Source organism: Kurthia sp. YJT4, assembly GCF_030219945.1.
Lineage (GTDB): Bacteria > Bacillota > Bacilli > Bacillales_A > Planococcaceae > Kurthia > Kurthia gibsonii.
Window position 1 is genome coordinate 1,796,584 of the sequence record NZ_CP126689.1, and the last position, 16,072, is coordinate 1,812,655.

General features: G+C 35.6%; 14 protein-coding genes and 1 pseudogene. 5 read left to right on the top strand and 10 right to left on the bottom strand.

Going from position 1 to position 16,072, the window contains the following annotated elements; genetic code table 11:
- Positions 1-18 precede the first annotated feature (18 nt).
- The 6 genes from pstA to QN089_RS08850 form a co-directional block, all read right to left on the bottom strand.
- Complete coding sequence (pstA, locus tag QN089_RS08825; protein ID WP_087680264.1) at positions 19-897, bottom strand: phosphate ABC transporter permease PstA; 879 nt, start codon at positions 895-897, stop codon at positions 19-21.
- A complete protein-coding gene (gene pstC, locus QN089_RS08830; RefSeq protein WP_068457305.1) occupies positions 897-1,802 on the bottom strand; it encodes a phosphate ABC transporter permease subunit PstC in 906 nt (301 codons plus the stop codon). The genes pstA and pstC overlap by 1 nt, the downstream gene beginning before the upstream one ends.
- Positions 1,803-1,932: 130 nt before the next feature.
- Positions 1,933-2,907, bottom strand: coding sequence for a PstS family phosphate ABC transporter substrate-binding protein (locus QN089_RS08835; protein WP_285215115.1), 975 nt, complete (start codon positions 2,905-2,907; stop codon positions 1,933-1,935).
- Between the two features lie 192 nt (positions 2,908-3,099).
- Entirely contained in the window at positions 3,100-5,247 is a 2,148-nt protein-coding gene (locus QN089_RS08840; protein WP_285215116.1) for a peptidoglycan D,D-transpeptidase FtsI family protein, read from the bottom strand.
- Between the two features lie 527 nt (positions 5,248-5,774).
- Entirely contained in the window at positions 5,775-6,233 is a 459-nt protein-coding gene (locus QN089_RS08845) for a PH domain-containing protein (protein WP_285215117.1), read from the bottom strand.
- A gap of 468 nt (positions 6,234-6,701) precedes the next feature.
- Entirely contained in the window at positions 6,702-7,613 is a 912-nt protein-coding gene (locus QN089_RS08850; protein ID WP_285215118.1) for a hypothetical protein, read from the bottom strand.
- Positions 7,614-7,893: 280 nt separating this feature from the next.
- On the opposite strand from QN089_RS08850, the gene QN089_RS08855 reads away from it, so the two are divergent.
- The gene (locus QN089_RS08855; protein WP_285215119.1) at positions 7,894-8,202 is read left to right on the top strand and encodes a hypothetical protein; all 309 of its coding nucleotides are present in this window, start codon (positions 7,894-7,896) and stop codon (positions 8,200-8,202) included.
- Positions 8,203-8,711: 509 nt separating this feature from the next.
- Here QN089_RS08855 and QN089_RS08860 read toward each other — a convergent pair.
- The 3 genes from QN089_RS08860 to QN089_RS08870 form a co-directional block, all read right to left on the bottom strand.
- Complete coding sequence (locus QN089_RS08860) at positions 8,712-9,320, bottom strand: superoxide dismutase (RefSeq protein WP_068452708.1); 609 nt, start codon at positions 9,318-9,320, stop codon at positions 8,712-8,714.
- Positions 9,321-9,439: 119 nt separating this feature from the next.
- The gene (locus tag QN089_RS08865; RefSeq protein ID WP_068452705.1) at positions 9,440-9,919 is read right to left on the bottom strand and encodes a DUF456 domain-containing protein; all 480 of its coding nucleotides are present in this window, start codon (positions 9,917-9,919) and stop codon (positions 9,440-9,442) included.
- 12 nt (positions 9,920-9,931) lie between these two features.
- Entirely contained in the window at positions 9,932-11,551 is a 1,620-nt protein-coding gene (locus QN089_RS08870) for a Na/Pi cotransporter family protein (protein WP_240626024.1), read from the bottom strand.
- A 278-nt stretch (positions 11,552-11,829) separates the two neighbouring features.
- Here QN089_RS08870 and ispG point away from each other — a divergent pair, with 278 nt between their 5' ends.
- Both ispG and QN089_RS08880 read left to right on the top strand, forming a co-directional pair.
- On the top strand, positions 11,830-12,945 hold the full coding sequence (gene ispG / locus QN089_RS08875) for a flavodoxin-dependent (E)-4-hydroxy-3-methylbut-2-enyl-diphosphate synthase (protein WP_068452699.1): 1,116 nt from the start codon (positions 11,830-11,832) through the stop codon (positions 12,943-12,945).
- A gap of 21 nt (positions 12,946-12,966) precedes the next feature.
- Positions 12,967-13,536: a 5' nucleotidase, NT5C type gene (locus tag QN089_RS08880; RefSeq protein WP_285215120.1), complete on the top strand. Its 570-nt coding sequence runs from the start codon at positions 12,967-12,969 to the stop codon at positions 13,534-13,536.
- Between the two features lie 46 nt (positions 13,537-13,582).
- Here QN089_RS08880 and adhP read toward each other — a convergent pair whose 3' ends face one another.
- Positions 13,583-14,599 (bottom strand): alcohol dehydrogenase AdhP, encoded by a 1,017-nt coding sequence (adhP, locus tag QN089_RS08885; RefSeq protein WP_068452693.1) that lies wholly within the window; start codon positions 14,597-14,599, stop codon positions 13,583-13,585.
- 707 nt (positions 14,600-15,306) lie between these two features.
- Between adhP and QN089_RS08890 the strand changes: the two genes are divergently transcribed.
- Positions 15,307-15,636, top strand: coding sequence for a transposase (locus QN089_RS08890; protein ID WP_285216426.1), 330 nt, complete (start codon positions 15,307-15,309; stop codon positions 15,634-15,636).
- Positions 15,637-15,768: pseudogene (locus QN089_RS08895) on the top strand (transposase); the annotation flags it as partial.
- Between the last annotated feature and the right edge of the window lie 304 nt (positions 15,769-16,072).

Below are 16,072 nucleotides of genomic sequence, written 5' to 3' on the forward strand. Positions count from 1 at the left end.
ATGTTCATTGCCTCCATTTTAATAACGTTTTGAGAATTTATTTCGAATAATTACTGCGATTGAGTTCATAAATACGAGAACTGCCATCAATACGAGAATCCCTGCCGCTGCAACATACTGGAACTCCTCTTGTGGACGTTTTGCCCAGTCAAAGATTTGCATTGGAAGTGCTGTGAATTCACTAAAGATACTTTCAGGTAAAAAGTGAATGATTACTGGAATACCGATGACAACAAGTGGTGCTGTTTCACCGATTGCACGAGAGAGCGCTAATATCCCACCTGTTAAAATTCCTGGAATGGCTGATGGTAAGACTACTTTTAAAATTGTTTGCCATTTTGTTGCACCAATTCCATAAGAAGCTTCACGTAATTCATTCGGAACAGCTCGAATGGCTTCCTGTGCTGCAACGATAATAACGGGTAAGATCAGAAGACTCATCGTTAATCCAGCAGCAAGTACACTTTTACCCATGCCAAGCATACGAACGAAAATGGTTAATCCAAGTAAACCGAATACGATTGATGGAACACCTGCTAAGTTTGAAATATTCATTTGAATGAACGTTGTAATACGATTCTTTTTTGCATATTCTTCTAAATAAACGGCTGCACCAACACCTAAAATCAGCGAAACAGGTGCGACAACAGCTAGTAACCAAATTGAACCGACAAGAGCTGCTTTAATCCCTGCGTTTTGTGGGAAGCGAGATGAGAAGTTATTTAAAAAATCCCAGTTGAGATAACCTGCACCTTGTGTAATCATGCGGTAGCCAAGAACAGCTAGAACGAGCAAAGCTAGTAATGTCGCACTTAAAAACAACATTTTATAAATTTTATTTTTAAGTAGACGTTTTGACATACGTTTGACTACCGTATCGTGATGGATGTAATTCATTAGTATTCCTCCCTAAACTTTTTAGAGATATAGCCAGCTAGAAGGTTCATGAGTAATGTAAAGATGAATAATGTGAAACCAACTGCATAAATTGAGTAGTAAATCGTTGTACCGTAACCCGCATCGCCTGTTGATACTTGTACGATATACGCTGTCATTGTTTGAATAGAGTCTGTAATTTCCCCGTCAAACTTTGGTGTTGAACCACCTGCAAGAGATACAATCATCGTCTCACCAATCGCACGAGAGATTCCAAGAACAACAGATGCTAAAATTCCTGATAATGCTGCTGGTAAAACAACTTTTAAAGCTACTTCTAATTTCGTCGAACCAAGTGCTAATGCACCTTCACGCATCGATCTTGGCACACTTGACATCGCATCTTCTGATAAAGAAGCAATGGTTGGAAGAATCATGATCCCGACAACAATCCCTGGGCTAATCGCATTGAAGATTTTTAAACCTGGAATCACTTCTTGTAAAAGAGGTGTTACAAATGTTAATGCGAAGAAGCCGTAAACAATCGTTGGAACGCCTGCTAAAACCTCTAAAATCGGTTTGACAACACGACGTACATTATCTGATGCATATTCACTTAAATAAATGGCAGCTGCTAAGCCAAGAGGTACTGCTACAACTATCGCGATGCCTGTTACTTTTAATGTACCGATAATAAGTGGTAATACACCATAACTCGGAGATGTCCCTGAGAATGGTAGCCACTCTGTTCCGAGTATGTAATCGAAGAATGGGACTCTTCTAAAGAATTCAAATGTCTCAAAAATGAGCGTAAAAACAATACCAATCGTTGCTAATACAGACACAAGCGCTGTAATAAACAATAATTTAGGCATTAATTTTTCAACGAACTTTTTCATACCTTTATTTTTATGTTGTTCAATCATACTTTGAACATTCAATTTGTCTCCTGCCTTGTTTGTAGACAACGTCTTTCACTCCTTTAAGAAAAGAGGACTGCCCTATGCAACTGCTAATGGCAGGTGACTGGTAGGTCAGTCCTTCAATTGTGACACCTTATTTTTTTAATTTTTCTACTTTTGCTAGATCTTCTTTATAAACATCTTCTGGTGCTTTTACATAACCAACTGCTTCAGCCATCGGTCCTGCATTTTTCACCATGTATTCTGTGAAGTTGTACATTACAGGATTATTTTTCACTGCTTCATTTTTCACGTAAACGAATAGTGGACGTGAAAGCGGTGTGTATTCGCCTGATTCAATTGTGTCATGCGTTGGCTCTACACCATCGACTTTTACCACTTGTAACTTATCTTTATTCGCTACATAGTAAGCAAATCCGAAGTAGCCAATTGCGTTTTTATCTGATTCAACGCCTTTTACAAGAACATTATCATCTTCTGATAAAGTAGCTGATTTCACGATGTCTTTGCCTTCTAAAATATCATTTACGAAGTAATCATATGTGCCTGATTCCGTTCCTGGTGAATAATAAACAATTTTCTCGTTTGGCCATTTTGGGTTGATATCTGACCATTTTTTCTCTTTACCATCTTCTAGCCAGATCTTTTTGATTTCGTCAACAGTCGCATCTTTCAACCATGTGTTTTCTTTGTTTACAACGATTGATAAGCCGTCAAATGCGATTTTTAATTCTGTGTAGTCGATGTTCTTCTCTTTTAACTTCGCTGCTTCTTCCTCTTTGATTGGACGAGAAGCATCTGAGAAGTCTGTTTCGCCGTTAATGAATTTTTCAAATCCACCGCCAGTACCTGACACACCCACTGATACTTGCACTTTCGGTTGTACTGCTGAATATTCTTCTACGATTGCTTCCATGATTGGTGCAACAGTTGAAGACCCATCTCCTGAAATTTTACCTTCTAGCTTCTCATTTTCACCTGCTTGTGCATCTGTTTGAGAAGTTGTTGAAGATCCTTTTGATGATTCGTTATTGCTATTGCCGCACGCTCCTAAGATTAATGCCGAGCCTACGATTGATGTCATCATAAAGTACTTCCAGTTTTTCATTGTTTTTCCCCCTAAGCGTTCTGTTTATTATTTCTTACAACACTTACTATAAAGAATGATTATTGAGGACATATAAATGAATTGTAAGAAGGTATGTTCATTTTGTTAATGATTTGTAAACGTATGTAAAGACTGTATATGAAAACAAAAAAAGCTGTACCTCTTGTTATAAAGAGATACAGCTTATAAGAACTATTGAATTTTTGTACCGATTGTTTGTTTATCTTTTTTCGTTTCTTTCTTTTTCAGCTCAAAGTACTTATCAACTGACTTACGCGCGATAATATTGTTAATTGGCGTATATTGTTCTGATGTTGTAATCCAAGGTACAACAACCGCATAAGCTATTTGAGGATTGTCTTTCGGTGCAAAACCAACGTGTGTAACCGTTAATGTTTCTGTACCATATCGACTTTTTTGCGGTCCAAAGTATACTACCTGTGCAGTACCTGTTTTACCAGCACCATTAAATTTCGAATCTTTAAATTGACTTGCACCTGAACCTTGTGAACCGTAGTACACTTTACTCATTGCATCTTTCACATGATTAATCTCTTGCTCAGAGTTATCAATCGTATTCAATACTTTTGGTTGAATTTCTTGCTCTAAAGCACCAATTTTCTCACCATCTTGTGACGGTTCATGAATTTCTTTTAAAAGACGAGGTGCAATACGCTTACCACCATTCGCAATTGTTGAGACATACTGTGCTAATTGTAACGGTGTAAATGTATCGTACTGTCCGATTACTAAGTCGAGATACTTACCACCGATTGTTTCAGACCCTTTAACCCCTGTAAATTCTCCAGGTAAATCAATACCTGTTTCTACCCCTAAACCGAACTGTGCGTAGTAACGACGTATACGGTTAAAGTCTTCAGTTGTTGTTGGAAGTGGTCCATTATAAATATATGGTAATTTAGCAATTTTCATCGCTGTTTTAAACATATAAACGTTAGATGAACGTTCAATTGCTGTCGTATCATTTAGAGAAATTGAACCACCACGGTTGAAGATAGAAGATTTCGGTCTTGTACCGGCTAATTTAACAGGTGAATCAACAAAGTATTCTCCTACATTGATCGCATTATAATGATAACCTGTTAATAACGTAGCTGGTTTAATAACTGAACCTACTTCATATGAACTTGTAAAGTTACCAATTGAGTAGTCCGTAATTTGCTGCTTGCCATTATCGTCTGTTTCAATCTTCTTACCTACCATTGATAGAATTTCACCTGTATTTGGATCCATCATTACAAGGAAAGTACGATCTAATAAACTCGAAGCACCTGTACGCTTCGCCATCATTAATTGCTCTGTTACAATCTTATCTGTTTCTTTTTGTAGCTTACTATCAATTGTTAAAACAAGGTCTTTACCTGCTTTCCCTTCTTTCACAACTTTCGTATCAACTACTTTACCACTACTATCCGTATCTGATTTAACAACGGACTTTTCCCCTTGTAAGATAGGTTCGTATTCTTGTTCTAAATACGACTTACCGACACGATCATTTCGTGAATAGTCACGCGCTAAGAAGTAACTTAATTTATCTTTCGGAATCCCTTCTTTTGGCGTTGTTGTGGCACCAAGAATACTTAAATCCGATTTCTTTTCACGTTGCCAATCCGTTGTTGTGTTCACACCCGGTAATTCACTTAGATGTTCAGATACCACCGCAAATTCTTCATCTGATACTTTATCACTCTTAATAATTTGAGGTGATAAATTATACCCTGCGACCATTTTCGAGTAAATCGCTACAATTTGTAAATCTTTTTTTGTTAAAGAATTTAATTCTTCTTTTGTAATACGTTCACGAATGATTTGATCAATCTCATTTTGTTGGTCGCCTGCTTTTTTACCATTCTCTAAGATTTTTTTCTCTTCTTCTTTCGTGATTTTTGCTTTCGCTTCTTTCGGATGCTTAATCATCCAATAATCCAATTTATCACGCTCTGCAATACGATCTGTTTCCATCGTAATCAGTTTTGATAACTTTTTCGCCATCTTTAACATTTCTTCCGAAGTAGTCGTTGAATACTTTGTGTACGTAATGGCATTTTTCGGCTTATTATCTACTAAAACCTTCCCATTACGGTCAAAAATGCGCCCACGCGGCACACTTGTATTCACTGTTGCTTCTTCTGTTTTTTGAAGTTGCTGAGCATATTCTTCTCCCTTTACAATTTGAACATATCCTAACCGCATAACTAACACTGTAAATAAGATAAAAATTGTAAAAAACAAAATATTCATTCGTAGGGAAAGATTGGCTCTCTGCTTTGCATTGCCGTTGGAGGAGCGCTTAGTTTTACCTTTATTCTTTCGCTTCATCAGTGGGCCTCCCTCTGTCCTTTTCATAAATAGTAGTATAACATTTTTTTATGTAAAAAACAGTCTCATGCTACTCTTTATGGGTTCGTTTCCTCTCTTTCATGTACCCAATATCTTACATAAAAAGTCCTGTTTTCTAGAGAACCCATTCTTCTTTTTTTACATAGAAAAAACACGTCAACTTCATGACGTGAAGTTGGCGTGTTTTGTTCCGAAATTACAAAATTATTTTGCTGCTATTAAGTTCTTCTCTATTTATACTCTTTCTCTTTCAAATTTTTTATATAAAAACAAAAATTTGTCAAACACAATAAATTGTACGAGTGTAATCAATTTTAACTTCTTATAATTACGTTAGATAACAATTTTATAAAATAGAAACATATAGTATTTAAAGAGCAAATTAAATTAAAATTATCATTTATTTGTGCTAAAAAACTAGTTTTAGATTCCCGACTTCTGATACATTTCTAAATTTCTCACAAGTTAAAAGTCGTTTTTTTTTGCCAGTAATACTATAACTATCTTTATTTATACATAGCTTTTTCAATGTCTCTTATCCACTCTTTTCCTCTGTAGACAACAAATTTTAATTTTTTCTTAGGCGTTATAATGATGATATGTTGTGAAATCAACAAATTTTTTGTTAATTGCACATTTTGTATGTCTTTTAGATTTGTTTCCCAATAGAAATTAGGATTCAAGTTCAAACCATGTGTGACAAATATCAAGCGTCGATTAGTTAACAACAATTGACCACCATCTGAATTAAAGAAACTATTATATATGTTCGCAAGCCCCGAACGTATTGGATATTCTCCCGAATCCAACATAACACTATTAAAGTATATTTTTTCCTCATTCTTAATTTGGTAAGTGCCACTTTTCTTATTTGTGACAATAATATAACTTCCACAGTATGCACAATTTTCTGTCTTTGGATTATAAACAGCACTACAATTCGGACAATTCAGTGCTTTTATCATAAGCAAACTCCTTCTTTGTTTTATTTATTCTTTCAGTGATATCTAGACAATATAATTATCATAACATCGATATTTAAATTGATTATTCTAATATAAGTGTGGAGCAACAAACAATTCTTCTTTCACTCATTTATTACTTTAAGACATTATATAAATACTTTATCTTTATCATTATTTTTATTTTGTAATTATTAATTTATATAAACTTACTTTAATTCACGATTCTGTCCCCAAAAACTTCGAATTTTTATACCTTCTTATAAAAAGAAAACAAAGAAAAGTAATTATACTAATTACATTTAATTTCACGAGTGTACTCCTCTATAATCTTCAACTATAACCCTTTACTTCAGATACCAACTTAAGAAAATGGAGAAGAAAAAAATAACTACGACACGCGCAAAAATTGTACAAATGTAATTCCTTATCGCCTTCATTTCTAATTCATTTTAAAAGTTTTAATATCTTTTAGTTTTTAAAATACTTATCTAAATTTATTGTTTTGCTCTCTTTCATGATCATAGGAATTAAAGATGGGTTTTGTGCTAAATTTGGCTCAATAACCAACAGAAGTTTTTCATACAAATCAATTAATGCATTACCGTAATCAATTAGCTCTTGATGAATATCATTCAGCCTATAGCGTGAGTTTTCTTTTAAATAATCTTTTGCATAAAACTTATCCCCATTTGTATATAACACATCTACATATAAATCATCTTTCATTTCTACTTTCACTGTGCCCAGTGTAACAGATGGATTACTTTCTGTATAAAACGGCAAATCCATTTTCAGGTACAACTGATTATCCTTTAAGTTGCTCTTTACGCCGTTGATTTCAACATTAAAATCATACGGGGCATGGAATTCTTCTAACTTTAAGCTGTGGTTGTGTTTCATTTGGTTTGCGATCGTGCGCACAGTAAACGGTTTTACTTGATTAAATATGTAGTCTGCGCGGAATTGCTTTAACTCTGCCACAAAGGCTACGGTATCTGGATCTGTCCGTTGCTTTAAATATGTTACCATTTTTAAATAAGAGCAATTTTCTTCTGCTTCTTTTACCCAATTTGTTGCATTACGAGTAATGTTGTTATGCGTTCTGCGATCGTTCGTGCGTAGGGGACCACCAGGATTGTACTGTTCCCAAATGCGGAAGTGGAACCACGGCACCTGCAGAAGCAAATCAAAACAATTATTTAAGTCGAGCAGGGCATGGCGTGTATGAATGCGCCGAACAAGCTTTTTCTCCATTTCTTCTGCATCAGGATACTCCGCTTCATCTGCATACGTCACAGAAATCGAGGCATCATACAAGGTTTCAAGCATGTCATTTGCTTTTAAAACCGATAAACGAACATCGTGATCTTGAATCTCCATATAATACTCTGGCTCCTGGAGCTTCGGTACAAATTTCTTAAATCCCATTTTTACACCATCTTTCATTTTTGATTTGGACATTAATCAGAATACAAAAACAAATTAATTGTGATTCTAAAATGAATATATAACTTTTCTTATCATTTGATACTTACTTTTGTCGTGTTAACACAATTTGATTATATCAGTTGTTTACCGTCAATAACCTTGAAATGCTAAGAGTTTCTACCCAAAAATAATATATAATATTTATATTCGACTATTTAAGGAGGAAACACAAATGAATATTAAACAATTTAGATTATATCTTTCACAAAATTACACTAATACGCGTGTAATTTCAGATATCACATCTAGATGCAAAAGGGTAGAGAAATATGAAGGTGACCTTGATGAACATTTTGTATACGATAATGGAAAAACTTTGTTAACTAAGATGAATTATAGTAAAGAGGACGCAAACCGACAAATTGAACCTCACCACTCAATTCCTATTAAAGGAAAAAAGGGATACCAATCCATTTATGAAGGGACACTTTCACTCTATCATGCACTAGAGTTATATTTTGACTTCAAAAACAAAATGTAGCATTTTATTATGTGAGAAATCTGAGACAGAACAAAATGAACATGGTTTAAACACGAATAATTAAATCAATTGAACGCGTAGAAAACGACTCCTGCGGGAATAGCATGAGCTGAAAACCCCACAGGAACGCAGTGACGAGGAGTTTGAAGCCATGCCCGCGGAAAGCGTTTTTCGAAGCGGAAATGGATATGAACGAAGAATCTCGTATAATCGAAGTGGCACCTAAAAATCATACAAGATTTACTCTGTTAAAAATACTTTTGTCCCCAGCTATTTTTTTATTTGACTAAAATGAGAATAAGATTGCTTTAACAATTTAGAATTAATTATACTAGGTTTTCACAAAACTAATTTTTTGCTTTAATTTAGAATTGAGTTAACATTATATAAAAAAAGAACCACACCATGTACAAAGTTTGTACAAGTGTAGCTCTTTATTTTCTTCTTTCTTTTCCTTTTTGAATACTATCTTTTTAAAAAGGAAAAGAATTCGTTATAGAAGTTCAAAATTATTTTGCTGCTGCGTATAATTCTGCAACTTTGTCCCAGTTTACTACGTTCCAGAATGCTGCAATGTAGTCAGGACGTACGTTTTGATAGTTTAGGTAGTAAGCGTGCTCCCAAACATCTAGTCCAAGGATTGGTGTTTTACCTTCCATGATTGGTGAATCTTGGTTTGGTGTAGAAGAAATTTCTAATTCACCGTTTACTACTGATAACCAAGCCCAGCCTGAACCGAAACGAGTTTTTGCAGCGTTAGCAAACTCTTCTTTGAACGCGTCGAATGAACCGAATTTTGCATCGATTGCAGCCGCTAATTCGCCTTCTGGAGCGCCTTTACCGTTTGGAGTTAATAAAAGCCAGAATAGAGAGTGGTTTGCGTGGCCACCACCGTTGTTGCGTACAGCTGTACGTACATCAGCAGGAACAGCATCTAAGTTTGCGATGATTTCTTCTACAGTTTTACCTGCAAATTCTTCTTTGCCTTCTAAAGCAGTGTTTAAACCTGTTACATATGTTTGGTGATGACGATCATGGTGGATTTCCATTGTTCTTGCATCGATATGTGGTTCTAGTGCGTCGTTAGCATAAGGTAATTTTGGTAATTCAAAAGCCATAATTCAAATTCCTCCTTGGAATAACTATTATTTACTACACGTTTAGATTAACAAAAAATGATTCGTTATTCAAATGAAAATGCCTATTCCATACGTTTTTCAGTCTTTAGACGGAATTTTTATATTGCAAAAATAAATAGGAGAATCATAATAACTTGAATAATTCCCTTTGTCACAATGGACGTTAAGAAGCCAACTAATGAACCAACTCCTGATAGTACAGCATTCTTAATCGAACTACGCGTCACAATCAACTCTGCAATGACCGCACCTAAGAATGGTCCTAAAATGATGCCAGCAAAAGGTATAACGAACGGTCCAATCAATAAACCGATTGTACTCCCCCACATTCCTGCTTTGGAGCCACCAAATTTTTTCACACCGACAATATTCGATAGCGTATCTGCACTAAATAATAAAACGGTTAAAAGTATTTCAATAACCCAGAACCACCAAGCAAGGTCACCAAATTCATAAAAAATCCCATAGAATATGAAGCCTAAAAATATAAATAGAACGGAAGGAATAATCGGATAGACTAAACCAATAAATGCGATAACGAAACTGAGAATAATTAAAATCCATGCAAGTATACTCATCCAAATCACTCCTTATTTTTGTAATGTACTCTCTGTTAGATTGACGGCGTGATCACCAATTCGTTCCAAATTACTCATTATATCTGTAAAAATAATACCTGAGTAAGCTGTGCATAATCCTTTATTCAAACGATGAATATGCTTTTTACGTAATACGCGCTCTAATTGGTCAATTTGTTCTTCTCGCTTTTCAATTTGCTCTATATCCTTGTAATCATTCGTATTCAATACATAGAGCGCAGCTTCAACATTTTGTAAGACGAGTTCATACATTTCAGCTAATTCTTGTTTTGCGATTGCACTAAATTGTACACGATTGGCGACAATATCATCAATTAATTCAACGATGTTTTCAAAATGATCACCAATTCGTTCAATATCTCGAATATTTTCAAGTAGGACATGATGACGTGCGGAGTCTGTATCTGACAACGATTGACTGGATACTCGAATTAAGTAGTCTGTAATTTTACGATCCATACTATTAATAACTTCTTCTATCTTTAAAGCTTCATTCCCTACTTGACGATCGAATGTTTCAAAATAAGCCCAAGTCTTTTTCAATCCTTCGATACTATAATCACCCATGCGAACAACCTCTTCTTTTGCCTGTCCAATCGCAATCGAGGGTGAGGCACTAATAAATTGCTCGTCCAATTGACTAGCGCGAATTTGTACAGTACTATCTTCGCCTGGTACAACCTTTGTGACAAGCCATACCATTACACCGATAAATGGTAATTGTAACATGACATTGCCAATATTAAATGAACCATGTGCAAATGCAATCACCATACGTGGCTGTAAATTGAAGATATTCATCAACCATTCCAAATAGAGCGTAAAAAAATTAACGAACGTTAAAAATACGACTGTTCCAATTAAATTGAAAAGTAGGTGCGTGACTGCTGTTCTTCTTGCCATAACCGTTGTACCAATGGATGCTAAAATAACGGTTAGAGTCGTCCCGATATTTTCACCAAATAAAATAGGTAGAGCTGTATGAATTGGTAGTATTCCTTCATCAAACATCCCTTGTAAAATACCGACTGTCACACTCGAGCTTTGAACAATGAATGTCGACATAATACCAATTAGTACACCAAATAGAGGGAACTCGCTAATTTTCATCGACCACTCAACGAAAGAATTCAAGTTGGCAAGGGGCGCCATACCATTTGACATGAGATCCAGTCCGATAAACATGCCACCTAAACCAAATAATAATTGTCCTATATTTTGAAATAGGGGCGTTCTTACAAAATAAATAGATAATGCACCAACTGCTACTAATATGTATGCGTAGTTCCCTAAATTAAAGCCAATTAAAAATGCAGTTAACGTCGTTCCTACATTTGCGCCCATAATGACACCAATTGATTGTCTTAACGTAAGAAAGCCTGCTGAAACTAAACCAACTGTAATAATCGCAGTTGCGGCACTTGAATGAAGGAGAATGGTTACGATAATTCCTACAAGTACACCTGAAAGTGGATTGGTCGTGTAGCGATCTAAGACGTCCCGCAAACGATCTCCCGCCCACTTTTGTAAACCATCTCCCATATATTTAATTGAAAATAAAAACAGACCTAAGCCGCCTGCAAATTGTACCATCATCTCTTGCCAATTCATGTCCACATTAACATACCCTTCTTGAGTTAATACCTCTATTATGAACATGAAAAAAGAGAATTGTAAACACCCTACATTGTCTTAAAATGGTTTTTTTGATACCTCTTCCCTTTCTGTGCAACTTGTTTTTTCTTATTTCGTTCCTTTTTACGTATTTTTCAACACGAAAATAGGTAGAACCTATCTTATACAATGTTTCTCCCTTGTAAATTAGTTTCAAAGACTGATAGAATAGGGATAGTGAGGCTACTAGATCAGCCAATGAAGGAGAGAGTTTGATGAGCGAAATAACACACCGCTCCAAAACACGTAAAGTACGTGTTGGAGACTTAACAATTGGTGGCAGTAATGAAGTAATTATTCAAAGTATGACAACAACTAAGACACATGATGTAGAAGCAACAGTGGCAGAAATCCATCGTTTAGAAGAAGCAGGTTGTCAAATTGTGCGTGTTGCATGTCCAGATGAACGTGCAGCCGATGCGTTAGCGGATATTAAAAAGCAAATTAATATTCCGTTAGTAGCAGATATTCACTTCGACTATAAATTAGCTTTAAAAGCAATTGAAGCAGGCGTTGATAAAATTCGTATTAACCCTGGTAATATTGGACGCAAAGAAAAAGTAGAAGCTGTTGTTAATGCAGCTAAAGCAAAAGGCGTTCCAATTCGAATTGGTGTAAATGCTGGTTCATTAGAACGTAAAATTCTTGAAAAATATGGCTACCCAACTGCAGATGGTATGGTTGAGTCTGCATTACACCATATTAAAATTTTAGAAGACTTAGATTTCCATGATATTATCGTGTCAATGAAAGCTTCTGATGTAAACTTAGCGATTGAAGCATATGAAAAAGCAGCAAAAGCTTTTGATTATCCACTTCACTTAGGTATTACAGAGTCAGGTACTTTATTCTCAGGTACGATTAAATCATCTGCTGGTCTTGGTGCAATCCTTTCAAAAGGGATTGGTAATACACTTCGTATTTCACTTTCAGCAGATCCAGTAGAAGAAATTAAAGTAGCACGCGAATTATTAAAATCATTCGGTCTTGCTTCAAATATTCCAACATTAATTTCGTGCCCTACTTGCGGACGTATTGAAATTGACTTAATTTCAATCGCAAATGAGGTAGAAGAATATTTACAAACAATTAAAGCACCAATTAAAGTATCTGTACTTGGTTGTGCGGTAAATGGTCCTGGTGAAGCACGTGAAGCTGATATCGGTATTGCCGGTGCACGTGGGGAAGGTTTATTATTCCGTCACGGTAAAACAGTTCGTAAAGTACCAGAGGAAACAATGGTAGAAGAATTGAAAAAAGAGATTAATATTCTTGCTGAAGAATATTATGCAAAACAAGAGGCTGAAAAAGAAGCTCTTAAAAAACAATAAGTTACAATGGAGACAAGACAATTGAAGGAATATAGTTTTGGAATTGATATTGACGGTACAATTACAGCACAAGAGTTCTTGCTTCCGTTTATTAATAAACAGTATCAAACAAATTTAATGCTTGAGGATATTTTGGAATATGATTTATCAAAAGCTTTACCTGTTGACCCAAAAGATTTTTACAAGTGGTTTAAAGAAACAGAGCTTGAGATGTATCGTAACCCACCGCTTCAACAAGATGTTGTACGCATTTTAAATAATTGGCATCCACATACGAAGCTAAACTTTATTACAGCGCGTGAAACGAATGCCACAGATGTCACAAAAACGTGGTTACAATCTTCAAATATTCCGTTTGATGCACTTGAGATTGTTGGCAATGCAAGTAAAGTCATCGCAGCCAAAAAACAAGGTGTCGAATTATTTTTTGAAGATAAACATTCGAATGCTGTCATGTTAGCTGAGGAATTAGATATACCTGTTATTTTATTCGATGCACCGTATAATCGTGAAGCAGTTCCTCGTAATGTCTTACGTGTTGATACTTGGCGCGAGGCAGAAAACTGGGTTAAAAAAGAATTTGGTATTTAATTACAAAAGGAGAGATTTCGCTATGACGAAATCTCTCCTTTTTTGTTTATTTTGTAAAGTCAATTACCATACGTCCTGTAATCTTACCTTCTTCCATCTCTTCAAAGATATCGTTAATATCTTCAATTGGACGAAGTGCTACTTTCGGTACTACTTTACCCTCAGCAGCAAATTGGAAGGCTTCTTCTAAATCTTGACGTGTTCCAACTAGAGAACCTACTACTTGGATTCCGTCTAGTACAAGACGCGGAATATCTAAGTCCATTTTATCTACAGGTAAACCTACTGCTACAACACGTGCTCCTGCTTTTACAACATCGACAGCTTGGTTGAATGGTGTTTTGGCAACAGCTGTAATAACTGTAGCATCTAACCCTTTACCACCTGTTAGTTCCTTTGCTTTTTCAACTGGATCTTCATTTAGTGAGTTCACTGTTGCATCTGCACCTAGCTCCTTTGCGAATGCTAGTTTTTCATCGCTAATATCGAATGCGACTACTTTAGCACCGAATACATTTTTCGCGTATTGAACTGCTAAATTACCTAAACCACCAATTCCGAACACACCAATCCATTGTCCAGGACGAATATGAGATTCTTTTACTGCTTTATATGTTGTAACACCTGCACATGTAACAGATGAAGCTGCTGCTGGATCTAAACCATCTGGAACTTTTACTGCATAATCTGCTTTTACAATTACTTCTTCAGCCATCGCACCATCTACTGTATAACCAGCATTTTTCACGTCACGGCATAATGTTTCGCGACCTGTTGTACAATATTCGCAATGTCCGCAACTTTCATACATCCAAGCAATTGATACACGATCTCCAACTTTTAAAGTTGTCACATCTTCTCCCACTTCAATTACTTTTCCGACACCCTCATGACCTAATACAACACCTGTTACATCGCCAAAGTCAGCATTCTTTACGTGTAAATCTGTATGGCATACACCACAATATTCCGTTTTAACTAAAGCTTCATCATGCTTTAACGGACGTAATTCACGATCCTCAATTTTAACTGTTTTATCACTTGCGACTACTGCTGCTTTCATTTAAACATTTCTCCTTCCATAGTGGGCAATTTTTTGGTGAAACATAAAATGATAAATCGCATCATTTATAATTATGATTATACCTATTATGGAATATAATGGTCAAATTAAAACATGTATTATCTAATTTTTTCCTTAAAATATTTTTTTAGATGATTCACTATATTTTGGGGTTGTTTTCTTAAAAAACCAAAATTCAACATTTATAAATAAAGAAAAAGTGAAAACTCCTGTATCGTACTTGTTGTCGAGACAATAACGAAAGGGTTGTTCACTTTGTGTTCTAAGTTTATCAAAACGATACTTCCGTTACCATTCTTTTTTAAGGTTGGATTTCCAAAAAATGAGGAACCAAATGGATTTCCTCTCACAATCACTTCGCAAAAGATCCACTGTCCCATTTGCGAAGGAATTACAACGCGTCACGACCGCACACTTCGCCTTTTTCGCCATAGTTATGTATGGGAAATTGGTGGTTTGTGGATTAAATTTTTTGACGTTGTAAGCAATGTGCGTGCACTTTTACATATGATTATGGATTAGGTTTAATCCATCAATCGCCGGCTTTTTTCGTCAAAAACCACAAAATGTTGTATCGAGCAGTCCATTTCAACCGTTGCGAAACAATATAAAATTCCTTATACAACAGTTGAGTGTTGGTTTTATTCCTACGCTGCCGAGTTGGTTGCGGATGAGAAACAACGTATATTTGTGTCGATGAATTCGCTCTTCGTAAAGAACATAACTATGCGACAAGTGTATTAAATGCACAAAACGGGCGTATTTTAGCGATTGAAGATGTATTGAAACAAATGACAGGTAAAATCCGTGCCGTTATTAGTGATTTCGCCCCAACGATGGTAGGCGCAATTCAAAGTGTTTTTCTTGCAGCTACCCATATGCTAGACCATTTTCATTTAATCCAATTTTTCACGACCGCCCAACAACGAAGAAGACGTTTAAAAGAATGGTTTTCACGCTACCAATTCCATTTATCTAGTGCCTTTTCAATAATTGCCAAAACAGTTCGCTTATGAGAAAACGCCATGCTTAAGACGATTTATTCCCCTTTTTCGAATGGCATAATGGAAGGTATGAATAATAAAATCAAACTCATTAAAAGATGTGGATTTGGTTATCGAAACGAAGCTCATTTGTTTCTTCGTTTGCGTCTTGAAACAGGACATGCGTGAATGTGCAAGACAGCGATTCCTGCCGAAAACAAGCATGGAGCAATCCATTTTCGCGTGTCGCGAAAATTAGTGCGCTGCTTGTCGGCGAAAAGCGTTTGCCTGAAACATCTATTGTTCTATTTCAGTCAACTCCGTCTTTTGGTGAAGAACCATTATTTATCAAAAAAATGTTATAGCTTCTATTTTTTTATAAACTAAAGACTCTATTCTGAATTTATATTTTCGATATTTTTCGCAAAATAAAACCATAATGCTTATGAAATGATTGTTTTATCTAATA